The organism is Flavobacterium hydrocarbonoxydans (genome assembly GCF_009789235.1).
Lineage (GTDB): Bacteria > Bacteroidota > Bacteroidia > Flavobacteriales > Flavobacteriaceae > Flavobacterium > Flavobacterium hydrocarbonoxydans.
Genome location: NZ_WSTB01000008.1, coordinates 185,097 through 211,553, shown reverse-complemented (window position 1 = coordinate 211,553; position 26,457 = coordinate 185,097). Strand labels below are relative to the sequence as shown.

General features: G+C 34.5%; 12 protein-coding genes. 10 read left to right on the top strand and 2 right to left on the bottom strand.

The features are described 5' to 3' along the window. Positions 1-34 precede the first annotated feature (34 nt). Entirely contained in the window at positions 35-3,871 is a 3,837-nt protein-coding gene (porU, locus tag GON26_RS15170) for a type IX secretion system sortase PorU (protein WP_160375625.1), read from the bottom strand. A gap of 214 nt (positions 3,872-4,085) precedes the next feature. Between porU and gldJ the strand changes: the two genes are divergently transcribed. Together gldJ and GON26_RS15160 are read left to right on the top strand one after the other, a co-directional pair. Continuing rightward, positions 4,086-5,771, top strand: coding sequence for a gliding motility lipoprotein GldJ (gldJ, locus tag GON26_RS15165; protein ID WP_160375654.1), 1,686 nt, complete (start codon positions 4,086-4,088; stop codon positions 5,769-5,771). A gap of 117 nt (positions 5,772-5,888) precedes the next feature. Next, positions 5,889-7,175 (top strand): UDP-N-acetylmuramoyl-tripeptide--D-alanyl-D-alanine ligase, encoded by a 1,287-nt coding sequence (locus GON26_RS15160; RefSeq protein WP_160375624.1) that lies wholly within the window; start codon positions 5,889-5,891, stop codon positions 7,173-7,175. Between the two features lie 38 nt (positions 7,176-7,213). On the opposite strand, the gene GON26_RS15155 is transcribed toward GON26_RS15160, so the two are convergent. Further along, on the bottom strand, positions 7,214-10,087 hold the full coding sequence (locus tag GON26_RS15155; protein ID WP_160375623.1) for a triple tyrosine motif-containing protein: 2,874 nt from the start codon (positions 10,085-10,087) through the stop codon (positions 7,214-7,216). Between the two features lie 345 nt (positions 10,088-10,432). Between GON26_RS15155 and GON26_RS15150 the strand changes: the two genes are divergently transcribed. From GON26_RS15150 to GON26_RS15115, 8 genes are all read left to right on the top strand, one after another. Then, on the top strand, positions 10,433-13,543 hold the full coding sequence (locus GON26_RS15150) for a SusC/RagA family TonB-linked outer membrane protein (protein WP_160375622.1): 3,111 nt from the start codon (positions 10,433-10,435) through the stop codon (positions 13,541-13,543). Between the two features lie 16 nt (positions 13,544-13,559). After that, positions 13,560-15,077, top strand: coding sequence for a RagB/SusD family nutrient uptake outer membrane protein (locus GON26_RS15145; protein WP_160375621.1), 1,518 nt, complete (start codon positions 13,560-13,562; stop codon positions 15,075-15,077). A 12-nt stretch (positions 15,078-15,089) separates the two neighbouring features. Next, positions 15,090-15,977, top strand: coding sequence for a hypothetical protein (locus tag GON26_RS15140; protein WP_160375620.1), 888 nt, complete (start codon positions 15,090-15,092; stop codon positions 15,975-15,977). A 141-nt stretch (positions 15,978-16,118) separates the two neighbouring features. Then, the gene (locus GON26_RS15135) at positions 16,119-17,573 is read left to right on the top strand and encodes a glycoside hydrolase family 30 protein (RefSeq protein ID WP_160375619.1); all 1,455 of its coding nucleotides are present in this window, start codon (positions 16,119-16,121) and stop codon (positions 17,571-17,573) included. A gap of 42 nt (positions 17,574-17,615) precedes the next feature. Next, positions 17,616-19,082, top strand: a complete 1,467-nt coding sequence (locus tag GON26_RS15130; RefSeq protein WP_160375618.1) for a glycoside hydrolase family 30 protein — start codon at positions 17,616-17,618, stop codon at positions 19,080-19,082. A gap of 29 nt (positions 19,083-19,111) precedes the next feature. Then, entirely contained in the window at positions 19,112-20,584 is a 1,473-nt protein-coding gene (locus tag GON26_RS15125) for a glycoside hydrolase family 30 protein (protein ID WP_160375617.1), read from the top strand. 35 nt (positions 20,585-20,619) lie between these two features. Next, positions 20,620-22,353, top strand: a complete 1,734-nt coding sequence (locus tag GON26_RS15120; protein ID WP_160375616.1) for a cellulase family glycosylhydrolase — start codon at positions 20,620-20,622, stop codon at positions 22,351-22,353. A gap of 864 nt (positions 22,354-23,217) precedes the next feature. After that, the gene (locus GON26_RS15115; protein WP_160375615.1) at positions 23,218-26,448 is read left to right on the top strand and encodes a SusC/RagA family TonB-linked outer membrane protein; all 3,231 of its coding nucleotides are present in this window, start codon (positions 23,218-23,220) and stop codon (positions 26,446-26,448) included. Positions 26,449-26,457 lie beyond the last annotated feature (9 nt).

The following is a 26,457-nucleotide window of genomic DNA, read 5'->3' as shown; positions in this document are numbered from 1 at the left end:
AAAGAGTAGTTTTTATTGCAAATATATTAGAATATTAGAGTATAACAAGTTTTTCGTATTTTTCTGCCTTTTTATTCGTTAAACTGGATTTTACAGTTAGTTTGTATATATAGACACCTTTTCCAATTCGGTCGCCAAAATCATCTTTTCCGTCCCAGGTGATTTCTCTTGATAAAAATCCATCCGTTGTAATGGTTTGGTTTTTAGTCCAGACCACTTTACCTGTAATAGTCATCACCTGAACCTGAGCTTCCAGAGGTTCATAAGGTTTGTTGTGCGAAAACCAAAATTCGGTATAACTGGTAAAAGGATTTGGATAATTAAGAACGTGTGATAATGTCAGCGATTCGTCTCCCACTACAATAAATTGAATTTCACTGGTTACGGGATTGTTGTAAACATCCCAGGCAGTGAAGGTGATTGTGTGCAAACCAGGCGATAAATTTCGTAATGGAAATCTTAAATTACCATTTGTATAATCGTCTAATGCTGTTTGATAATAATCATTAAGAACATAAGGATTACTTACATCTCCATCTAATATTGCTACAATGTCATGTCCTATTCCGCTGGCAGTGTTTATGCCGTTCTCATCTTCAAGTAATGCTAATAAAAAAGGGGATTCATTTGTAATGCCACCAGATACAAATGTTTCATCGTTCATATATAACTTCACTTTTGGACTATTATTGTCTTGGGGTGCATTTTCGTTTATTCCTCCAATTTTGATTATGTCATTGTATCCAGATTGGTTTTCCAATTGTTGATTTTTCTTCGAATAAAAACTAATTCGGCCAAAGTCAACTGGAATCCTGATGTCTCTCGGAACGATAAAGCTAAATTCGAATTGGCCATTGGTTACTGAGGCATTTCCTCTGAAAATGGTTTCTCCCAGCTTTTTAAACTGAATAGGAGCGCTGTTTCCGTCGTTATTAAGTGTACTGGCATTGATTAATTTGTCAAAAATGGCTGTCGAAAGCTCTCCGTTATAATTGTTTAGTACATTATTGTTTTCGTCGGTTATTTCTCCTGAAATTTTAATTTTTGCTAAGGATTTGAAATCCGGAATTGCATCTGAAATAACAATATCATTTACTTTTGTTAAAATAATTTTAGGTTTAGGTATTGCTAACATCAAAGCGGGATCACCAATGCAGAAAACAACATTGCTGGAGGAGTTGTGAGTGTCGTTCTTAGCGATACGAAGTGCTTCGGCAATCGAAGGATATTCGTTTGAGCCAAAAGCAAGTAGTGTTTCATAAAATGTATCATTAAAGGCTTCGGCAGTTACCTGAAAAATGGTTCTGATAGTGGTGACGAGCGAAATTGCACCGCCTTTTGGATTCCAATAGGTATATTCTCCAGCTGTTGGCCGGCTTGGGTTGTCAAAACGGGTAAACTCACAGGTAATAGTGGTAAATAAAGGGTATTTGTACTGATTGTTAACATTTTGTCCGTCTGCTTTTTCCCAGATTCGTTCTGCTGATAATCCGTCTTCACCACCATGACCGAGATAATTAAAAATCAAAGCTCCTTTTTCGAAAGCATTAAATAAGTCGGTTCGGGCTTTTGGATATCGGTTTCCTCCAGCAGAAGCTTCCTGAATATAAGAGTCTAAAAGTATTTTGTTTGGATTAAAAAAAGGCTTTTCGGCAGCAATAAGATCCGCTAATTTATTTTGTCTGAATTGCAGGGAAGCGTCACTTGGGTCATCAGAATCATCGCTTACAAACATAAAATTATTACGCCAGTTGCCGTATGATTTGATATCGTGGTATTCCAGTATTTTGTTCACCATTTCATCAGCTTGTCTGGTGTCGCTTACCAGCATTCGGCCCACAGCTATATCAATTCCTCCAAAATCACTAATGATGTTTCCTTCATCAGCATCCATTAGTCCAAAAAAATCATCGGACGCGAATGAACGTTCTCCGGCTGTATTGCTTTCCAGGGATTCATATATAGGTACAATGTTATTGTTGTTTGGTATTCGGTTTTTGTAATCAAAAGAGGCGTCTCCAAAAAGATTTAGATATCTAATTCGTTTTTCTGGCGAAGAAGCATTTTCATAAATATATTTAATACAGTTTCTAATGGCGGCAACATCCTGTTTGCCGGATGAAAATTCCTGATAAATGGCTTCTAAGGTTAGTACTTTGGTATTTAAATTGGAGTAAGTGCGATGAAAATTGGCTAGTTTTTCGGCCTGCGAAGCTAAAAATCCGGGTGTTATGATGACGTAGTCAATATCCTGAAAGTTATTCTGACTGTTTTTAAAAAGTGTTCCTTTTAGGTTTTGATTGGTTATTTTGGATCTGCTTTCTTTTAAAGGAGTATAGTAATCGGCAGGATCGATGGCAATATATTTTCGAATTTCACCCAAAGTTGCCTTAAAGCTGAAATTGCCAAGTGCTGTATTTTCAATTTTAGATACAGTATATAGGTCTGTAACGTCCCAAATTTGGGAAATTGCCGAAGCATTAGTAAAATTATAACTTACAATTCCGGCTGTTGCGCCAGCGGTATCGTACTGAAAATGAAACTGTTTTCCGTATCCCTGTAGTTTTCTTTTTGCAGTTAAATTAATGTAATCCAGATAGCCTTTAGATCCCGGAACGCCATTGTTGTTGTATGTGATTTTGATTTTTACATTTTCGGCACCCGTAAAAGAAGTATTGGCTGGAAATGATTGCTGTTGAAAAACAATATCAGAGTTGGGTGTCAGTCCGGTGAGATTTATGGTTCCAATGTTTTGAGTGTTTGAACTGATGGAAAAGGAAGTAGGAGTGTAAGCAGCAGCCGCTACGTTAGTTTGAATTTTCACTGGTACAGAGCTGTCTATGTTGGGGAAATTGAATTCGAATTCCTGTTCCTGATTGATTTCAAAAGATTCTCCAAACCATTGACGCCCAAGGTTTACAATGTTTACAAGGTCTTTTTCGTAAAATTGATGGTCATCGAATGTGCTTAAATTTAAAGTACTGTTGGCCGATGGCTGTGTCAAATCCTGAATTCGTTTTCCGTTATCTCCCTGTGTAGTTACGTAATAAAAGGATTTGGTGTCGTATAAATTAATATTGGTTTTGCTTTCGTTGTTCCAGTTGTCCACTCCTTCGGCATAAAATAAAATATAATCACTATCATCAAAAGTGCCATCATTTTCGCCTATTATTTGAATGGCATTTTCAGTTAAATCATCCGGATAATAAGTATTGTTTGCCAGTGGAAGCATTTTTCCTCCATTACCGAAAATTTTTATTTTTCTCGGATCAACTCTGGAAGCATCAAAACCTAAGCTTTGTAAAAACGATTTCGAAATTTTATATACACCAGATTTTTCTACATAAAAACGATACCAGTCTCCAGAACTTAAAACAGAATTGGTGATGATTTTTGCCTTTTGAGTAAGTTGCGAATTATTACTTTTTGAAGAAAGATTATTTATAATGTAAGAAAAAGATTTTATTTTTTTAAAGGTGTTTCCGTCTGATACAATGGGAGATAAAGAAATAAAAACATCTTTTTTTTCTCTTGACTGAGCAATTTTTAGCGTTTCATTTGGTTGGTTAGGGATGTTTTCTGTCGCTAAATTGCCTAATTCTGAAATAGAAATAGCTTCGTAAACGACATTTGTGAGTTGTACTGAGCTGTTGTTAGAAGGACTGGATTCGTCTAGTTTTACTAACAGTCTTATGTTTTTTTTTGTAGTATCAAACTTAAATGAGTTGCCTAAAAAGTACGGAATGGTAGTTTTATATCCGCCAAAATTCATTTCTTTTTTAGGTTGCCAATCGATCGTTAGCTGCCTATTTATCTGGGATAAAGCAATTAAGGGAAGGAAAAAAAAAGATAAGATTAAGGCTTGTTTCATTGTGTGATAAAACGTTATTAAAGTTAAAATATTTTAGTAAGTAAAAATATAGTATTTAGTGTTATAGTAAATAATAAAAAGTATATTTTTGCGTTCGTAATGAAAGGTTATTTTTCTGGTAAAAATCAGTTAAATAAAATTATTGAAACTGGTGTTGCATATTAAAGGTTAATTATTATATTGCAGCACCTAAATTTATCACCTACGAATGAGTATGAAAGTAAACAAAATTGTAGCCTTGCAATTAATGATGTCAATGGTATTGATGTTAGGCACGGCTAGCTGTAGCAAAAAATCGAGTTCAAATCACGCTTCTAGAGCAACTGGTTGGGACGTCGATAGTCAGAATGGAACGGCTGCTAGAAATGCAGGTAAAAAACAACAGGCTGGTCCTGGTTTGGTTTTTGTTGAAGGAGGTACTTTTACCATGGGTAAAGTACAAGATGATGTTATGCACGATTGGAATAACACGCCTACTCAGCAACACGTTCAGTCATTTTATATGGATGAAACCGAAGTTACCAATGGTATGTACTTAGAATACCTTGAGTGGTTGAAAAAAGTTTTCCCTCCAACAGAAGAAAATTACAAAAATATTTATGAAGGAGCTTCTCCTGATACTTTGGTATGGAGAAATCGTTTAGGATATAACGAAACGATGACCAATAACTATTTAAGACACCCTTCATACGCAAACTATCCTGTAGTAGGTGTAAATTGGATTCAGGCAGTTGAATTCAGTAAATGGAGAACAGATCGTGTAAACGAGGCTGTATTGGAGAAAAATGGTTACCTTAAAAAAGGAGCTAAAACTCAGGATGTTTCTGCTGAAAGCACTTTTAATACAGAAACCTATTTAGCAACTCCAACTACTACTTACGGTGGTAATGAAGAGCTTGTTTTAAAGAAAAATCCAAACGGAAAAAGACCAAAAGCAGGAAAAGACGGTGTAGTGCCTGATGAAAAAAATGTGTACGCACAACGTTCATCTGGAATTATTTTACCGGAATACAGACTTCCTACTGAAGCAGAATGGGAATATGCTGCGGCTGCAGATGTTGGACAAAGAGAATACAATATCTACAAAGGACAAAAGAAATACCCTTGGTCAGGTGATTATACGCGTTCTTCAAAACGTAAAAACAAAGGAGATCAATTGGCTAACTTTAAACAAGGAAACGGTGATTACGGTGGAATTGCAGGTTGGTCTGATGATGGAGCCGATATCACTAATGGTGTAAAAAGCTATGCTCCAAATGATTTTGGACTGTACGATATGGCAGGTAACGTTGCAGAATGGGTACAGGACGTTTACAGACCTATTATTGATAATGAAGCAAATGATTTCAACTACTTTAGAGGAAACCTTTATGCTAAAAACAAAATTGGTAAAGACGGTAAAATACAAGTAGTTACCAAAAATGATATCAGATATGATACCTTAAGTAACGGAAAAATTGTAGCAAGAAATCTTCCGGGAGAAATTGCACAAGAGCCAATTGGTGAGCAGGAAACGTACTTAAGACAAAACTTTGACACCAGCGACAATATCAATTACAGAGATGGTGACAAACAATCATCAAGATATTTTGATTTTGGAGATTCTGAGTCAACTGGTAAACCTGAGCAATCAATGTACAATTCGCCTAAGCATAATGTAACTACAGACAGTTTAGGTAAAATGATTAGAAAATACGATAAATCAAGCAAGAGAACAACACTTATAGACGATAATGTAAGAGTTTATAAAGGAGGTTCCTGGAGAGATAGAGCATATTGGTTAGATCCGGCTCAAAGAAGATATTTTCCACAGGATATGGCTACTGATTACATCGGATTTAGATGTGCGATGTCTAGAGTAGGTCCAAAAACTGAAAGAAAAAAATCACCAAGGAATTAAGATTTAGAAATTCCGTTTAAAAAAATTCCAAATTCCAAAAGCTGAATATTTCAGTATGGAATTTGGAATTTTTTTATTGTTTTTTTTCTACTTTTATGACCAATTAAATTTTTATAAATGAATATTCAAGAAATTCATAGTCTGTTTTTACAATGTAAATCAGTTTCAATAGACACGCGTAAAATTGAGAAAGATTCGATGTTTTGCGCTATTAAGGGAGAAAATTTTGACGCGAATACTTTTGCTGCTGAGGCGTTAGATAAAGGTGCAAAATATGTTATTATTGATAATGCCGAATATTTTATAGACGAAAGAACAATTCTGGTAGAAGATAGTTTAGAGGCTTTGCAGGCTTTGGCAAAATTTCACAGAACCTATTTAAAACTACCTATTGTTGCTCTTACCGGAAGCAATGGTAAAACAACAACTAAGGAATTGATCAATGTGGTCTTGGCTAAAAAATACAAAACCAAAGCTACTGTTGGAAATTTAAACAATCATATTGGAGTGCCATTAACTTTACTGTCTTTTACCTCAGAAACTGAGATAGGAATCGTAGAAATGGGTGCTAACCATAAAAAAGAAATTGAATTTTTATGCGAAATTGCTCAACCTGATTATGGCTATATCACCAATTTTGGGAAAGCACATCTGGAAGGTTTTGGAGGAGTAGAAGGTGTGATTATTGGTAAAAGCGAAATGTATCAATATCTTGTAAAGAATGATAAGATGGCTTTTATTAATTTAGAAGACCCTATTCAGATTGAAAAATCAAAAGCAATTAAATCTTTTACTTTTGGTATTAATAATAGTCACGCCAATGTGAATATTAATAAAGTAACCGCAAATCCTTTTGTAACGATTGATTACGGAAACTTTGAAGTTACATCTCATTTAATAGGACTTTACAATTCAAACAATATCAATGCTGCAGTTGCAATTGGTCAGTTTTTTGAAGTTGAAAACGAAGCTATAAAAGATGCAATTGAAGGGTATATTCCGGAAAATAACCGATCTCAATTACTGAAAAAAGGATCTAACGAAATCATTTTGGATGCCTATAATGCGAACCCGAGCAGTATGGCGGTTGCGATTACTAACTTTTTGCAATTAGACAATCAGAATAAAATAATGATTTTAGGAGATATGTTTGAGCTTGGTCAAGAGAGTCAGGCGGAACATAAAGTTATTGTTGATTCATTAGCTAACCAAAACAAATCAGTTTGTTATTTAATTGGAAAAGCCTTTTACGAAAACCGAATTTCGAACGAAAATCTCCAGTTTTTCGAAACATTTGATGCTTTTGCAATGTATCTTAAAACGTTTAAATTTAGCCATAATTCAATTCTGATAAAAGGTTCCAGAGGAATGGCCTTAGAACGCACATTAGAATATATTTCATAAACAAAAAGCCATCTTTACGATGGCTTTTTTAGTTTACTTTAGATACTCATTAAAAACCCGATTAAGTTTTCTTTTTTATTTAGGCCTAATTTTTTTCTTAGGCGATATCGGGCTAATTCTACACCTCCTGTTGAAATATTCATAATTTCTGCTATTTCTTTGGTTGACATATTCATTAATAGATAAGTTGACAAATCCAGTTCTCGGGGAGAAACAGTTGGGTATTTCTCTTTGAGTCGTTTTAAGAAATCAAAATGCACGTTTTTGATGTGTTTTTCCAGATCTTTCCAGCTTTTATCTGTATTGACTTCCTTAACAATGCTCTTGTGGAGTTTACCAAATTCAGATTTTGTTGTGTCATCTAATATATTGGTGTCAATCTCTTTTAGTTTTTTTATTATTCCGTTTAAGGTTTTATTTTTCTTTACAACCTGAAGAGAATTATTGACAAGCTCTTTGTCTTTTGCCAAAATTTTAATTTGAAGCTTATCATTTTTTAGTTTTTCAATTTCTTTTTCCAGCTCGTATTGTTCTTGTCTTATTTTGGATTCTTTTTCTAAATAAAGTCTTCTTTGTTCTATGGTTTCGTAATATTTATTTTTCCTTATTTTCATTTTTATTCGATTTGAAATAAAATAAATTGCAGCAATTATTAAAATAAAATAAAGCATGAAAGCTATAAAATGACGATACCATGGTGGGGAAACGGAGAAGTTAATAGTTGAAGGTTCAGACTGAATACCATAACTGTTCCTAACCTTTACATTCATTTTGTAGTCACCTTCTCTTAAATTAGTGTATTCTTTAAGAGAAATTGTGGACCAATTACTCCAATTTTCATCAAAAGGCTCTAGCTGATAGGAAAATTCTACATTTTCAAGATTTTCATAAGTAGGAGACGAAAAAGTAAAACGAACCTGATTGGAAGAATAAGGCACATCAATTTCTTCGATTTTGCTCTGATTGTTTCCTAAAACAATCGTGTCTCCAGGAAAAGAAAAACTTCTTATAAATGCTTTTGGTTTAGTAACAAAGTTGTTCAGAATTTCCGAATCATAGTGAGCCAGACCATCTGTAAGACCAATAAAGATGTTTTTAGAATCAATTGTGTTTACAGACAAGTAATTGTTTACTAAGTTTCCTGTGAGGTTAGAAAATGGCGCTACAACGTTTTTATATTCGTTGTTTTTTTGTTTCATTAGAACACCAAGCGACTCGTCGTAGGCATACCATAAATTAGATTGAGAATCTTCTTTAAGTGCTTTTATCGTAGGGATATTTTTGAAGAGGTTTGAGATTTTTTTGACTTCATAAAATAAATCTTGTTCATTAGAGTATTTAAAAAAGTGATTGTTGGTCTGAAAATAGATATTGTTGTCAATTTTTTGGATACTTCCGGTGTTTTTAAATTTTGGACTTAATTGATTAATTTTTTTGATCGAAATAAATCTGGTTAAATCGTTGCTAATCTGCATTCTATAAATCGATTCATCTTTTTTAAGCCATAAATAGGAATCGTCTAATTCGAAACTATTTGAAGATTTATCAAATCCGGCAAGTTGATTTTTATAGACCAATCCGTTTGCTGTTTTTAGGAAAATAGCAAACCCGTCATAATTTGAACCAATAAAATGATTAGGATGGTTAGGGATTCGTTTAAATCCAAAATATCCTTTGGAGTCAATAATATTGTTAACTTTTCCTCCTTTGATAGATAATGCACCACTGTTGTTTGAACAAATTAGTTCATTTTCAACAACTTGTACGTTCCATGATTGTGCAGTCGTTCCTTCAACAAGTTTAAAAACATCTTCTTTAAAACTACTGTTCCAGGCATGATAAAAAACACCTCTATTGGTTGCTACATATAAGTTTCCCTCATAAATAACAGAGGCATAAACAGTACTAATGTCATAACTAAATCCGAAATAAGTAAAAGGAGAGCTTTCGTTTAAAAATGCAATTCCATTATCTAGCCCTAGCCAAAGATTATTTTTATTGTCGATAAACGAAGTTAGAACAGTGTTGTTTTGCAGTCCTTTTTTGCGATTTATATGTTGAATTATTTTTCCGTTAATGTCACAAATGATGATGCCATCAAGTACTGAGTTCAAAACGATAAAGTTATTTTTTATCATTACCCCACCAAGTGAATTATTTTTTTTGACGTATGAATTTGCTTCGGTATTCCAGGGTTTTAAAGAATTGTTTTCGTAAATAAAAAGGCCTTTGTCAAGCGTTATGATTAGTGTTTTGCTTTTTCCAATCGAATACATTCCCCAGATTTCAGTTTGGTTTAAGCTGGTGGTGTTAGGTAGTGGGTGCAGTTTACCGTTTTTATATTCTAAAATTCCTTTTTCGATGTCCTGAAAGTAGAGCTTGTCATTTACTAAAAATGAAAACTGAAATCGTTTAGGAGCTTTTAGTATGGTAAGCTTTCCATTCTTAAGGATATACGTTCTGGCAAAAGACTGAAATATAATTTCATTATGATAAGAATGTATTTTCCATATAAAATCGATGATTTTGATTTTTTGTTTATCAATTTTTTTAGCTAACGAAGTGTATATAAGTCTCCCTTTTTCGTTAGGCTCAAAGTATCCAAATTCGTTATACCCCCCCACGAATATTTTCCCCGAATCATCAATTTTCAGACAACGTACCGATGTTGAATTTGGTAACGTGTATTTTCTCCACGAAGCACCATCAAATTGTAAAAGACCATTATTATTGGCAAAATATAAATTACCATTCTTGTCCTGATCAATATTCCAGTTTTGTGTGCCTCCTTTATATTCATTTCTCATGTAATTTCTGACATCTGGAAGACCAATATTCTTTACTTGACTAAAAACAGCTAATGAGAATAATGTAAAAAAAGTAATATAAAAATATGATTTTATCAGTTTCATGTTTTTTTGGGGGGATTTGTTATTTTTTGGTCTAATGGTCTTGTTTTTAAAGGAATAATGAGTTTTTTGGGTTACTATTTCGTTGTAGAAACCTTTCCATTTGATAAAAATAAGCATAATTGTAGAATTGTAGTGTTTATTTTTATAATTAACATTTTGATAACAGGCTGTTTTTAATTTTTAAAAATCTTTTAATCAATTAATTACAAAAAATATGATGTGTTTTTGTTACGTAAAAAAAAATATTTTGATGTGTTTTTGTAATGAGAGTAAATTATTGATAGCAAAAAAAATACTATAGTATTGCATAAAATTACTAATTAATTAACCAAAATTTTTAGAAAAATGAAATTAACAAAATTACTTGTTTTTTGTGTTTCGTCTTTATTATTCTCGGTAATTGCTGTGGCTCAGGATGTCACAGTAAGCGGAATGATAAATGATGAAAGTGGGATGCCCGTTCCAGGTGCATCTGTTTTATTAAAAGGTACAACTAAATCTACGGCATCAGATTTTGATGGTAAATTTCAGATGCAGGTTCCTTCAAATGGAATTTTAACAATTACCTTCATTGGATATACCACAGTAAATGAAGCTGTAAATGGAAGAACTAAAATATCAATTCAATTAAAACCAGAATCGCAATCTCTAAATGAGGTAGTAGTTGTAGGATATGGTACTCAAAAGAAATCAGTTGTTACCGGCGCAATTTCTAGTGTAAAAGCAGCAGATTTAGAAGATTTACCAATCACCAGAGTTGAGCAATCGCTACAAGGGCGTGTTTCGGGTCTTACAATTGCTGCAAACTCAGGACAACCAGGTTCTTCTGCCACAATTAGGGTTCGTGGTATTACTACTTTTGGCAACAACGAGCCGCTATGGGTTGTTGACGGAGTTGTAGTAGATGCAGGCGGAATTGGTTACTTAAATCAATCAGACATTGCTTCTATCGAGGTTTTAAAAGATGCTGCTTCTCAGGCAATTTATGGTGCCAGAGCTGCAACAGGTGTTATCCTTGTTACTACCAAAAAGGGGAAATCAGGAAAAATAAGCGTTAATTACAATGGTTATACAGGATTTTCTCAAGCGGCTAGAAAACTAGATTTGTTAAATGGTGAGCAATATGCTACTCTGATAAATGAGTCCCTTGTAGCCGGAGGTGGAAACGCCAGATTTGCAGATCCAAAAGCATTTGGTAAAGGAAGTGATTGGCAAGATGCTATTTTTAATGATAGTGCTAAAAGAATTGGTCATGAATTAAGTTTAAGCGGCGGAAATGAAGTTTCGACTTTTTATGCTTCTTTCGGACTTTTGGATCAGGAAGGTATTGTAACTACTGATATCTCTAATTATACAAGAAAGAACATCCGTTTAAACTCGACTCATAAAATTACAAAAGGAGTAACTTTAGGACAAACTTTAGGATATTCGAGAGAGAAAAATATTGGTTTAGGAAATACGAATAGTGAGTTTGGGGGACCATTGAGTTCTGCCATCAACTTAGATCCTGTTACTCCTATTGTAGAAACAGATCCTGCACGTGCAAATGGAGCTCCGTATAGTAATCAAAATGGAATTTTTAGAGATGAAAATGGTAATCCTTACGGAATTTCTCCTTGGGTTACGCAAGAAATGTCTAACCCATTGGCTTATACACAAGCTCGTTTAGGCAACTATGACTGGGCAGATAATATTGTTGGAAATGTTTATTTAGAAGTTGAGCCAATTACGGGATTGAAATTTAGAAGTACTCTAGGCGGTAAATTAGCTTATTGGGGTTATGAAAGTTTTACACCAGTTTCTTATCTGAATTCAACTTTTATTATCCAACAAAATAGCCTTTCCAGAGGTACGAATAAAGGTTTTGGTTGGAATATCGAAAATACGGTTTCTTATACTAAACAAATCAATGACCATAACTTTAGTATTTTGGTTGGTCAAGGTTCTTATGTAGATAATATTAATAGCGGAACAAATATTACTTACAAAAACTTACCAGTAAGTAGTTATAAAGATGCTTCTTTTAATTTTAATATTCCTTCAGAACAAATTATAGCATCTGCTTATACTGGAGCAGAACACGTAGTTACGTCTTTATTTTCTAGATTGAATTATGACTATAAAGAAAAATACCTTCTTACAGGTATTATTCGTAGAGACGGATCTTCACGTTTTGGATCAAATTATAAATACGGTACATTCCCTTCATTCTCTTTAGGATGGGTAGCTTCAAAAGAAAGTTTCTGGAAAGAGAATGATGTAGTTACACAATTAAAGTTTAGAGGAGGTTACGGAGTTACGGGTAATGATGCTATTGGAGATTTTAGATATTTAGCTACTGTAGGTGGCGGTAGAAATTACACAATTGGTAACTCAGGTTCTGTTACAATTGGTAACAGCCCTAATGCTCCATCAAATCCTGATTTGAAATGGGAAGAAACCAGTCAGACTAATATTGGTTTTGATGCGACTTTCTTTCATGATTTTAATTTTTCTATGGATTGGTACATCAAAAAAACTACTGGGATTTTGCAAGATGTTGTTCTGCCAGGATACATTGGTTCTACTGGAAACCCAGTTGGAAACGTTGCTGATATGGAAAACAGAGGTTTAGATTTTGAACTTGGTTACCGTAAAAAAGTAGGTGAATTGAATATTTCGGTAAATGCTAACCTTTCTTATTTAGAAAATGAAGTTACTTATTTAGGAAACGGTATTCAGTTTTTATCAGGAGGGCAAACAGTACAAGCAAGTTCGTACCCAATAACAAGAGTTCAAGTAGGTCAGGCTTACAATGCTTTTTATGGATTTAAAACGCAAGGAATTTTTCAGAATGATGCCGAAGTTGCAGCTTATAAAAATGCTGCTGGAGGTTTAATTCAACCTGGTGCTAAACCTGGAGATTTCCGTTGGCAGGATACAAATGGAGATGGAACAATTACGGCTGATGACAGAACATTTATTGGTTCACCAATTCCTAAATATACGTACGGACTTACAGTTAATTTAGACTATAAAAACTTCGATTTATTAGTTTTCGGACAAGGAGCTGCAGGAAATCAAATTTATCAGGGACTAAGAAGACTTGATATTGCAAATGCAAATTATCAAACTGAAGCTTTAGGACGTTGGACAGGAGAGGGAAGTTCGAATACTTATCCAAGATTAACAAGTAATGATACCAATAAAAACTTTAATAATCCTTCTGATTTTTATCTTGAAGATGGAGATTATTTCAGAATCAAGACTATTCAGTTTGGTTATAGTTTACCTACAGATGCTGTCAAAAAAGCAGGTTTGAGTAGAACAAGAATTTATTTAACAGGGGAGAACTTATTTACATTCACGAAATACACAGGATATGATCCAGAGATTGGTGGAAGTGTAATGGGTATTGACAGAGGATTTTATCCGCAAGCCAAAACATTTATGTTAGGGGTTAATTTACAATTTTAATATAAAAATAAGTATCATGAAAATAAAAAATATAAAATATTCACTTTTTGCATTTGGAGTGCTTTTGACAGCAGTATCATGTAGTGAAGACTTTTTAACAGTTGATCCAAAAGGTACAGAACTAGAGGGGAATTATTATAAAGATGAAGCTCAGGCTTATTCCGGACTTGTAGCAGTTTATGATGTTATAGGAAAACAATCAAAAGGATTTGAGAATATGGTTTGTATGCTTAACTCAGGATCTGATGATTTTTTTGCTGGAGGTGGTGGAGCTACTGATGGAATTGGAATTCATGCTTTTTCGGATTATACAATCAGTCAGGTAACCATTCCTGGAAGTTTTTGGAATGATTTCTATCAAGGAATTTTTAGAGCAAACGTTTTACTTCAAAAATTACCAAATGTTCCTATGGACGAAGGTAAAAAAGCAAGATTTACGGCTGAGACTAAAGCTTTGCGTGCCTATTATTATTTCGAATTGTTGCGTACGTTTAGAAACATCCCTTTAATATTAGAGCCGCTTTCAACAAGCGAATTTTATAATGTTTTGCAGGCAAAGCCAGAAGATGTTTATGCTCAAATAGAGAAAGATCTAAAAGAAGCAATTCCGAGTTTGCCAAATACAATTGTAGTTAGCACAGAAGGAGGACGTTTCTCAAAAGGGGCTGTAAAAGCATTATTAGGGAAAGTTTTATTGTATGAAGGGAAAAATAGTGAAGCTGCTACTCAATTAGCTGAAGTAAACGGAACTCCTGGAGGAACAAGTATTTATGGATATAAATTAGTAGCTAACTTCGCTGATTTATGGAAAATAAGCAACAAATTTAACTCAGAGTCAATTATCGAAATTGTGCACACAGATAAAAGTAATGCCGACTGGGGATTCTGGGGTGGCGGAAATGATGAAGGGAATTCTATCAACATTATGGTTGGACCTAGAGGTTATACAAGACCAACAAATTCGCCAGCTCCTGATTATGTTTCAGGATGGAGTTTTTGTACTGTATCGCAAGGTTTGTATGATGTTTTAAAAGGAGATCCTCGTTTTGCTTCTACTATCTTAGATATGAAAGCTCTTAAAGCAGCTGGTGAAGCTGATTGGGCACCAAGTTTTGGTGATACAGGTTATTTCCTGAAAAAATTTATGCCATTAAATTCTGATGCTTCTGAAGGTGGAGGAGCAACGGCTTTAAATTACAAACAAGATGTTTACGCCATACGTTTAGCAGATACTTATTTGATGGAAGCAGAAGCATTAGGAGGTACTGGAGCTAGAGCTCAGGCATTATTAGATGCTGTAAGAGATAGAGTTGGATTAGGGTCTGTGCCGGTTTCTCTTGATGCAATTGCACTAGAACGCAGAAAAGAATTAGCTGGAGAAGGACACCGTTGGTTCGATTTAGTAAGAACAGGTAAAGCCGCTACAGCTTTGGCTGGAAGAGGATTTACAGCTGGAAAAAATGAAATCTGGCCAATTCCTTTAAAAGAATTAGAGAACACTAAAATTGTTCAAAATCCAAATTATAATAACTAATTATTTAAACGTATGAACCTAAATATAACTTTAAAAAGAAGTGTTCTCTTAATGTTAACCTTATCATTAGGAACACTGGTAAGTTGCCAGCCAGACGAAGTTGGTAGTGGCAACGGAAATGGTTTGACCGCTACAAATGTTGATGCTTCATTTACAGTGACACCAGTTGAGGGTGAGGTTAACACTTATATTTTAACAGCTCAAACCAAAGGAGTTATTGTGTCTAAATGGAATATTGGTAATGGCGAATATACAGGAAAGTTTACTGAAAAAATTTCTTTGCCAGATGCAGGAACTTATACGATTTCGCATACTGCAATAGGAACCGGAGGTGCTGTAGGTACTGCTACAGAAGAAATTGTAGTAGCAACATCTGATCCTCTTAAAGGGAATTTAGTTCAGGGTGGTTCTTTCGCTACAGCAGAAGATCAGGCAAAATGGACTGTGTTAAACCTTAGCGCAACAGGAGCAGCTTTCTGGTCTTTTGAAAATAATAGTGCAACGATTCACTCTCCGGGTGGCTGGGCACAAGAAGGAATTTATCAGGCTATTGATGTTGTAAAAGATAAAGAATATACTATAAACATGCTTGTATCGAGTCTAAGCGGTTCTGATGAGACTTGGTTTGAAGTATATGCTGGGAAATCGGCTCCAGTTGCAGGTGTTGAGTACAAAGACAACAAAGTGATGGGGCTAAGTACTTGGGACGGTTGTGCCAAAGCAGGTTTTTCAGGAATGCTTGCAACCGTAGGATGCGTAAAAAATGACGCTACTGGAACCGTTAGTAATGTGGTGAAATTTGATACTACTGGAAAAATTTACTTACTAATTCGCAGTGGAGGAAATACTTTTACCAAAGACGGAATTACGGTAAGTAAGATTGAGTTAAGAGGAAAATAAAAAGTTTAAGTTAAGTTTAAGTTTGGTTGTAAATAGCCCATAATCATTATGAGTATGGGCTATTTTTTAAATCTGATGACACTTTTACAATGTTTGCAGGTTTTGCGACCTCATTTTAAAATCTAAATTGAAAAGAGAAGAATGAAAAATAATAGTTTTAAAATTCTGTGCTTTTTGTTTTCGTTGACAGCGTTAGCGCAGCAGCAAAATTCAAAAAAAGAATTTACAACCAATGGAAAAAAAATAACAGTTTATACTACCGCTGAAAAGTCTGATTTAAGATTGACCGCAACAGATAATTTAGTTTTTTCTGCTTCCCAACAGCCATTAGAAGTTGAAATTTCGGTGTTTGTTGAACCATCCAAAAGATTTCAAACCTTTATGGGGATTGGAGGGGCTATAACAGATGCGAGTGCTGAAGTTTTTGCTAAACTTTCAAAAGAAAAACAAACAGAATTCTTAAATGCCTACTACGATAAGCAAAAAGGAATTGGCTATTCATTGCTAAGAACAACGATACAAAGTTCTGATTTTAGCAGTGGAAGCTATTCTTATATCGAAGAAGGCGATAAAGATTTAAAAACGTTTTCTATTGATCATGATAAGCAATATCGCATTCCATTGATTAAACAAGCCATCAAAACGGCAGGAGGAAAATTAACCACTTATGTTGCGCCATGGTCTCCAAATGCTTTCATGAAGAGCAATAAAAACGTCCTTAAAGGCGGGACATTATTGCCAGAGTATTATCAAACATGGGCTGATTTTTATGTAAAATTTATAAAAGCCTACGAGAAAGAAGGAATTCCTATTTGGGGAACTTCAACTCAAAATGAGCCAATGGCGATACAAACCTGGGAATCCTGTATTTATACAGCTGAAGCAGAAAGAGATTTTATAAAAAACTTTCTGGGACCAACCCTCAAAAAAGAAAAATTAGGAGACAAAAAGATTATTGTCTGGGATCATAATCGTGATTTGATGAACCACAGAGCAAATGTAATTTATTCAGATCCGGAGGCTTCAAAATATGTTTGGGGAATGGGTTTTCATTGGTACGAAAACTGGTCTGGCGGAGCTTTGATGTTTGATAATGTTGCAAAAGTAAAAGAAGCTTACCCAGATAAAGAACTATTGTTTACGGAAGGATGTGTAGAAAAATTTGATGCCAAAAAATATCAATTTTGGGGTAACGGAGAAAGATATGGTACTTCGATGATTAATGATTTTAACAACGGAACTGCTGGCTGGACAGATTGGAATATTCTTTTAGACCAAAACGGAGGTCCTAATCATGTGGGTAATTTTTGCTTTTCACCTATTCATGCCGATACGACAACCGGAGAGCTAATTTATACACCGTCTTATTATTATATCGGACATTTTTCAAAATTTATTCGTTTGGATGCTGTTCGTGTCAGTTCGGCAGTAAGCAGAAGCGCATTATTAAGCACTTCTTTTTTGAATACCGACGGGACAATAGCAACTGTAGTTATGAACCATACCGACAATGAGATTATTTATAATTTGATAATAGCAAGCGAAAAAACGGCTGTTAAAATCCCTGCGCATGCCATACAAACATTAGTGTATTAATTTTTAATCGACTTATACTATTTAAAAAACTTTGAAAATACGATGAAATCAGTCAGTAACCTATTTATAGTTCCAATACTAATTTTGCAATTTAGTTGTTCTTCCTCAAAAAAAGGAGAGACGGCTAAATCTTTGGCGTTTCATCCCAATCCCAAAATCGAAGTTTATACCACTGCTGAAAATTCAGATTTAAGATTGTCATTGTCAAATGATTTGATTTTAAAATCCTCTACAGATCAAAAAAATAGTACTGCTATTACGGTTGATGAAATGAAAACCTATCAAAATTTTCTAGGAATAGGCGGAGCGATAACAGACGCAAGTGCCGAAGTCTTTGCAAAATTGTCTCCAGCAAAACAAAAAGAGTTTCTAAAAGCCTATTACGATAAAAAAACGGGCATTGGTTATTCTTTAGCCAGAACCAATATTCATAGCTGTGATTTCAGCAGCGAAAGTTATACTTATATTCAGGAAGGTGATAAAGAGCTGAAAACCTTCAGTATTGAACACGATCGAAAATATAGAATTCCATTACTTAAAAAAGCAATTGAAACTGCCGGCGGTAAATTAACCTTATTTGTCAGTCCTTGGAGTCCCCCAGCTTTTATGAAAGACAATAATGATATTTTACATGGCGGCGTTTTATTGCCTGAGTTTGCACAATCATGGGCTAATTATTATGCAAAATTTATAGAAGAATACGAAAAAGAAGGAATTCCAATTTGGGGATTGACGATTCAAAATGAGCCAATGGCCACTCAAAGCTGGGAATCGTGTATTTATACTCCTGAAGGCGAAAGGGATTTTTTGAAAAATTTTCTGGGACCCACTTTAGAAAATCAGGGACTTGGGAAGAAAAACATCATTATTTGGGATCATAACCGCGGTGAAATGCTCGAAAAGAGGGCAAATTTGGTTTTTTCTGATCCTGAAGTTGCCAAATACGCATGGGGAATCGGATTTCATTGGTACGAAACCTGGAATGGCGGACCACCAAAATTTGAGTCTGTTGCGAATGTACATAATGCTTTTCCAGATAAAAATTTATTATTTACAGAAGGTTGCAACGAAAGATTTGATGCCAAAAAATATCAGTTTTGGGGAAATGCCGAACGTTACGGAATCAATATGATTAATGATTTTAACAATGGAACTGTAGGCTGGACAGACTGGAATATTCTTTTGGATCAAAACGGAGGCCCCAATCACGTCGGGAATTTTTGCTTTGCTCCCATTCATGCCGATACTACAAAAGACGAATTGATTTATACGCCTATGTATTATTATATTGGACATTTTTCAAAATTTATTCGCCCAGATGCTAAACGAATTCAGGGAATTGTAAACGACAAAACCTTGTTGAGTACCTCATTTAAAAATCCTGATGGAAAAACAGCAACGATTGTCATGAATCCATCCGATAAAGAAGTGATTTATAGTTTAACAAACAGGACTTCTAAAACAAACATAACCATACCAGCTCATGCCATGCAAACCATTGTGTATTAGTTGGTCTATTAACTAAAAACTATAAAAAAATGAAACATAATTTAAAAAAAACAATCCAAGTCCTCTTTTTTGCACTTGCAATATTGACTCACGTAAAGTGTTCCTCTTCAAGTGATACTGTAGATCAGCCTCCTGTGGTTGTTCCTCCGGTTACACCACCGGTTACAGTAACAAATGATGTCGATTTTTGGCTGACAAAATCAGACCAAACCGTATTATTAACTAAGCAATCAGGTGTTTTAGGTTTTAGTACAGCAAGTAATTCATTAGTAAGTATCGAAGTAAATGAAGCTCAGAAATTCCAGACTGTTGATGGTTTTGGATATACGCTCACAGGAGGTAGTGCCGAAGTTATCAATCAATTAAGTGCTTCAAAAAAAGCGGCCCTTATGGAGGAATTATTTGGTTCTAAGGCGTCATCTATCGGCGTGAGTTATATCAGGATTAGTATCGGTGCTTCAGACTTGAATGCCGAACCTTTTAGTTATAACGACCTTCCAAAAGGAGATACCGATTTGGCTTTGGCAAAATTTAGTCTGGACAAAGATAAAAACGGAGTTATCGCTTTATTAAAAGAAATTTTAGCCATAAATCCGAAGATAAAAATTTTGGGAACACCTTGGTCGGCCCCAGTTTGGATGAAGGACAACGATAGTTTTAAAGGCGGCAGACTGCAAACACAATATTATGATGTGTATGCAAAATATTTTGTAAAATACATCCAGCAAATGAAAGCCGAAGGGATTACAATTGACGCCATTACACCTCAAAATGAGCCTTTGCACGCAGGAAATAATCCAAGTATGGAAATGTCTGCTTTGGAACAGACTAATTTCATAAAAAACAATTTAGGACCAGCATTCAAAGCTGCCAACATTACAACGAAAATTATTGCTTACGATCATAATTGTGACAACCCAAATTATCCAAAAGCAATTTTGGCTGATGCCGATGCAAACCCTTTTGTGGACGGGTCTGCTTTTCATCTTTATGCAGGAGATATTAATGCACTTTCTAATGTTTACAATGCTTACCCAAGTAAGAACATTTATTTTACAGAACAATATACTTCATCAACTTCAGATTTTGGAGGTGATTTAAAGTGGCATCTTCGTAATGTGATCATCGGATCGATGCGTAACTGGAGTAAAAACGCTTTAGAATGGAATCTTGCAAATAATGCTTCGTTTGGACCTTATACAAACGGGGGATGTACAGTTTGCAAAGGAGCATTAACCATTTCTGGAGAGAGTGTTGAGCGTAATGTAGCGTATTACATAATTGCACATGCTTCAAAATTTGTTCCTGCTGGTTCGATAAGAATTGCAAGTAATTCAAGTGGAAATTTACAGAATGTAGCTTTCGTTACCCCATCAGGGTCAAAAGTATTAATTGTTGAAAATGATGGAAATGTTACAGAAAATTTCAATATAAAATTCAATGGAAAATGGGTTACAACTTCTCTGGATGCTGGTTCGGTAGGGACCTATACCTGGAAGTAGTGATTTAATTTTCGCAAAATTTAAAATATATTTTTATGAAAAAAACAATTATAATAGTGCAGATTTTACTTTCTATTGCTTCTTTTGGTCAGGGTTTCTTGCATCGTGACGGACAGAAAATTGTAGATGGTCAGGGGCAAAATGTTCTTTTGAGAGGCTTAGGACTCGGTGGATGGATGGTTCAGGAAGGATACATGCTTCAGACACAATCTTTTGCAAGTCCGCAATATGCTATTAAACAAAAAATTCAGGAAGTTATAGGCGATGAAGGAACTAAGGAATTTTATGCAGCTTACAAAGCAAACGGAATTACCAAACGTGATATCGATTCGTTAGCAGCCTGGGGTTTTAATTCGGTTCGTTTGCCAATGCACTATAATTTATACACGCCAGCAATTGAAGAAGAAAAAAATGGTGAAATTACTTGGTTAGAAGAAGGTTTTACCATGACTGATAATTTATTAAAATGGTGTGCTGATAATAAAATGTACCTCATTCTGGATTTGCACGCAGCTCCTGGCGGACAAGGGAATGACGCTGCAATATCAGATTATGACACTACTAAACCATCGCTATGGCAAAGTGAAGCCAATCAGAAAAAAATGATTGCCTTATGGAAAAAACTGGCAGAACGCTACAAAGATAATACCTGGATGGGTGCTTATGATATTATTAATGAGCCGAATTGGAATTTTACAGGAACCAATAAAAATGGTTGCGACGAAACGTCAAATGCGCCTTTGAGAGCCTTAATGATCGAGGTCACAAAAGCAATTCGTGAAGTCGATAACAATCATTTAATTTTTATCGAAGGAAATTGCTGGGGAAATAATTATGAGGGAATTTTTCCTTTATGGGATGAAAATATGGCCTTGAGTTTTCATAAATATTGGAACTACAATACGACAGCTTCTATCCAGAAAATGCTGGATTACAGAACGCAATACAATGTTCCGATCTGGTTAGGAGAAAGTGGCGAAAATTCGAATGTTTGGTTCAAAGAAGCACTGTCACTTGTTGAAAAAAATAATATTGGCTGGGCATTTTGGCCAATGAAAAAAATCGAAAATATTGCGGGTGTAACTTCGGTAACGAAAATTCCGGAATACGATGTTTTATTAAAATATTGGAAAGATGGTGGTGAAAAACCATCAGCAGCTTTTGCAAAAAAAGCATTGATGACAATGGCGGATAATTACAAAATGGAAAACGTAACCGTAAAACCAGATGTTATTGATGCCATGTTTAGACAAGTACAAACCGACGATACTAAACCGTATAAAAAACATCTAATTCCGGGTAAGATTCAGGCAACACACTATGATTTAGGAACAAATGAAATTGCCTATTCTGATAAAGATTTTGTGAATTATCGAGTAGAAACTGGCAATTATGACCAATGGAATAAAGGAAATACAATGCGAAATGATGGTGTAGATATTTTGCCTAGCAAAGAAAAAGAATCCAACGGTTATCAGGTTTCTTTTATCGAAGATGGAGAATGGCTGCAATTTACAACTGAGGTGGCTAAGACCAAAAGCTATAAAGTGGCTATACGTTATTCGAGTGAAAAAACTACTGGAAAAATTCACTTGGAATTAGAAAATGGTAAAAAAACGCAAAGTATTGTTCTTCCGGCCACAGGAGGGAATGATAATTATAAAACGGCTACTTTGTCGGGTGTAAATTTAAATTCGGGTATCAATAAAATCAAAGTAGTTTTCGAAAATGGAGATTTTAATTTGGTTTATATTGATTTTAAAGGATAAGAAAAGTTTTTTTAGTAAGATAGTGATGTTAAAGTGGGGTCTATGAAAATAGGTAAAACCTGAAATTAATTACACTCAACGGTCTAAAGAAATAGAATAAAGCTTTGGTTTGTGTAAATCATTAAAAATCAAATGTTTGAAAATATTGATGATTTCATTTGCTAAATAATTAAAAAGCTAAGTTAAGTTTGGTTGTTAAATAGCTCATGCTCTTTGTGAGTATGAGCTATTTTTATATGATGTGTTTATGACTTATTCTGACATACGAAAAGTGCTTAAAAATGGTGTCTTAATAAAAAAGATGTATAGGTTTTGTTATTATTAAACTATTAAAATAACACTTCTAAAACTATACTATAAAAAATTAAGCTTGGTATAAAGGGGAGCTGTTTTGGTATTTTTTTGCAGTCTCATTTGCTTTTAAATTATGCAGTTTGTTTAGGCTTTGATTATTACTCATTTTAAAAATGAAAGATAAAAGCGACAAGTATTAGAAAAAAATAATTTTACGAATTTCATAATTTTCCTAGCCTATTTTTAGGGGTATTGTTTTAATATTCGACATTTTTTTTATATATCATAGTTGTATAAAATGATTTTTTCATCAAAATATCACTTAAAATGAGAATTATTAAATTTGATAGGCCGTAGTGTTGTAAATTTTTTGTTAACATTTGAATAACATTATATATAAAAATTTATGTAACTGAAAATCAATTTTTTAAATGTATTTTGATGTGTTTTTGTAGGGTGTTAATTTATGCTTTGATGTGTTTTTGTAATAAAATTTTAATTGTTTTTAGTAAAACTTTAACTTTATTATTGCATCAAATTACTAATTAATTAACCAAAATTCTTAGAAAAATGAAATTAACAAAATTACTTATTTTTTGTATTTCGTCTCTACTGTTTTCAGTTATCGCAATGGCACAAGACGTTACGATAAACGGAACCATTAATGACGAAAATGGATTACCCGTCCCAGGGGCGACAATTTTAGTTAAGGGCTCGAAGAAAGCAAGTGCTTCGGACTTTGATGGGAAATTTCAAATTAGTGCTCCATCTAATGGAACATTGGTAGTTAGTTTCGTAGGCTATAACACTGTTGAGCAAGCCATAAACGGAACAACTAAACTTAATATTCAATTAAAAACAGAATCTCAAGGATTAAATGAAGTTGTAGTTATCGGATACGGTACACAAAAGAAAGGTTTAATTACAGGAGCGGCTGCTAACTTTAAAGGAGAAGCACTTCAGGATCTGAATACTGGATCTGCAATGGAATCACTTCAGGGTATTGCACCCGGAGTTGCGGTTACCAGAAATAGTGGAGCGCCTGGTGCAGGAACTAAAGTAACTATTCGTGGTATGGGGACAAATGGTAATTCAAACCCTTTATACATTGTAGATGGTGTACCGGTTGGAAACATAGATTATTTAAGCCCTGCTGATATCGAATCTATTGATGTTTTGAAAGATGCAGCTTCTGCTGCTATCTATGGTTCCAGAGCGGCAAACGGTGTAGTTTTGGTTACCACTGTTAAAGGACGTAAAGGAAGACCAGCTAGAATTAGTTATGACTCTTACTTTGGTATCCAAAATATCTATAAAAACTTAGACCCTTTGAATGCACAGGAGTATATGTACATTATGGATGAAGGAAATCTTAATGATGGTAAGGCTCCACATGACTGGCATGCAATGTTAACGAATAACACTTGGTTGAATACGAATTATCCTGGTGCTGGTACACAATTAGGAGATGAAATCTGGAACAACCTGCAAAACGGTTGGAAAGGTACCAACTGGGTTAATGAAATGTCTAAAAAAGATGCACCTATTGTAAGTCACGCGCTTAATATTACAGGTGGTAGCGAAGATATTACATACTCTTTCGGTGCGTCGTATTTTGATCAGGATGGTATCATTGGCGGAAATCTGGTAGATGCTGGATTTAAAAGATTTACAGCTAGAATGAATACACAAATGGTGTTGAAAAAGAACGATCAACATGCTATCATTACTGTTGGAGAAAACTTAACCTATACCAATACACAAAACAGATCGGTTTCAAATGGTGACATCTATGGTAACGATTTGCACAATGCATTAGTTCAGAATCCTTTGATGCCTGCATATTGGCAACCTGCTATTGATAGAAATATCAGTCCATTAGGATTTACACCAACTTTAGATGGTATTCATAATACACAAACCAATCCATTGGCAGTAATGTATTACAGAAGTAATTTTAGCTACCCAAGAGATAGTAAAATCATTGGAAATGTATTTTTAGAAGTTGAACCTATTTTGAATTTAAAATTCAAAACAACTTACGGAATTGATTCTTGGTTTGGATACGGAAGATCTATGAATTCAACGTATCATTTAGGAGTGCTTTATAACGATGCTGTTGATGGAGCTTCTCAAAATCAGTATATTGGTATTAACTCAACATGGACCAATACTATTTCATACGAAAAAAGATTTGGAGATCATAAAGTTACTGCTGTTGCTGGTACTGAGTTAATTCAATATGATTTAAATAATTCAATAAGTGCTTCGAGAAATGGCTTATTGTTTGGTACTGATCCAAAATATGCATATTTAAACAATACAAAATCTCCTGCATCTATCAATGATATCAATGCTAATGGTATGGATAATGCTGCTGGAGGTGGAGGTGTCTGGTCTTACTTCGGAAGAGCGCAATATGACTATAAAGAAAAATACCTTTTATCTGGTACGATGCGTGTTGATGCTTCCTCAAATTTTGCAAAGGGAGAAAGAAGAAGTTATTTTCCATCAGTATCTGCAGGTTGGGTAATTACCAAAGAAGATTTTATGTCTGGTACGTCAGGTTTGCTTGATTATGCTAAATTAAGAGCAAGTTGGGGACAAAATGGAAATGAAAATGTACCTTATGCCTACTATTATAGTTCAAGTATTGCTTATGCATTTCCAGGATATTTTTTCGGAGACACTAAACCTGTTTCAGGAGCAACTGCTTACCCTAAAGTACTACCTAATCCTGTAATATCATGGGAAACATCAGAACAATTAGATTTTGGTCTTGATTTGGCTTTCTTCGATTCACGATTAGGAGCAACTATCGACTGGTACAAAAAATCAACTAAAGGCTGGTTAGTTATTGATGCTATTAGAGGAACAACTGGATTAGATGCTCCATTTGTTAATGGTGGGACAATTGTAAACTCAGGACTTGAATTTTCTGTAAACTGGAAAGATAAAATTGGAGATTTTAAATATGGTGCTACCGTAAGTGGTGCTTTCAACAAAAATGAAGTGACAGAAGTTAACAATGCTGATGGAATACTTCACGGGAAAGCTCATGTATTGTCTCAGGGAACTTCAGAAATTTCAAGAGCACAGGTAGGACAGCCTATTGGTTTCTTCTACGGTTACAAAACAGATGGTATTATCCAAAACCAACAAGAAGCGGATGCTTATGTAGGACCTACAGGTCAGCCTTATTTTGCTGACCAACGTCCGGGAGATGTGCGTTTTGTAGATCAAAACCAAGATGGTGTAATTGATGAAAAAGATAAAGGATATTTAGGAAAACCAAACCCGGATTTTGAGTTAGGGATTCAGTTGAATTTTGAATACAAAAATGTATATCTAAATACTACAATGGCTGGTAAATTTGGAAGACAGATTATGCAATCGTATCGATCTTTTTCTGATAGCCCTAAACAAAACTATACTTCAGATGTTTTTAATCGTTGGCATGGTGAAGGAACTTCAAACAAGATGCCGAGATTGTCTTCTGTATCAAATAGAAATACCAATGAAATTTCAGATATCTACATGCACGATGCTGATTACTTAAGAATAAACAACTTAACGTTAGGGTATAATTTTAATGAGATATTGGCTGACTTTAAGTTTATCTCTAACTTAAAATTCTATGTGGCAGTAAACAATTTATACACTTTTACAGAGTATGATGGTATGGATCCGGAGGTTCGTTTTGGAGGAGATGATACAAATATGCCTTGGGCTTCAGGAGTAGATCTTGGTTTATATCCGCAATCTAGAACAGTAATGTTTGGTTTAAGTGCAGATTTTTAATAAAAATAC

Excerpts from the sequence above, each read along its gene's own strand:
- porU (WP_160375625.1), bottom strand. The coding sequence starts at position 3,871 with ATGAAACAAGCCTTAATCTTATCTTTTTTTTTCCTTCCCTTAATTGCT.
- gldJ (WP_160375654.1), top strand. The coding sequence starts at position 4,086 with ATGAAAGTAAACAAAATTGTAGCCTTGCAATTAATGATGTCAATGGTA.
- GON26_RS15160 (WP_160375624.1), top strand. The coding sequence starts at position 5,889 with ATGAATATTCAAGAAATTCATAGTCTGTTTTTACAATGTAAATCAGTT.
- GON26_RS15155 (WP_160375623.1), bottom strand. The coding sequence starts at position 10,087 with ATGAAACTGATAAAATCATATTTTTATATTACTTTTTTTACATTATTC.
- GON26_RS15150 (WP_160375622.1), top strand. The coding sequence starts at position 10,433 with ATGAAATTAACAAAATTACTTGTTTTTTGTGTTTCGTCTTTATTATTC.
- GON26_RS15145 (WP_160375621.1), top strand. The coding sequence starts at position 13,560 with ATGAAAATAAAAAATATAAAATATTCACTTTTTGCATTTGGAGTGCTT.
- GON26_RS15140 (WP_160375620.1), top strand. The coding sequence starts at position 15,090 with ATGAACCTAAATATAACTTTAAAAAGAAGTGTTCTCTTAATGTTAACC.
- GON26_RS15135 (WP_160375619.1), top strand. The coding sequence starts at position 16,119 with ATGAAAAATAATAGTTTTAAAATTCTGTGCTTTTTGTTTTCGTTGACA.
- GON26_RS15130 (WP_160375618.1), top strand. The coding sequence starts at position 17,616 with ATGAAATCAGTCAGTAACCTATTTATAGTTCCAATACTAATTTTGCAA.
- GON26_RS15125 (WP_160375617.1), top strand. The coding sequence starts at position 19,112 with ATGAAACATAATTTAAAAAAAACAATCCAAGTCCTCTTTTTTGCACTT.
- GON26_RS15120 (WP_160375616.1), top strand. The coding sequence starts at position 20,620 with ATGAAAAAAACAATTATAATAGTGCAGATTTTACTTTCTATTGCTTCT.
- GON26_RS15115 (WP_160375615.1), top strand. The coding sequence starts at position 23,218 with ATGAAATTAACAAAATTACTTATTTTTTGTATTTCGTCTCTACTGTTT.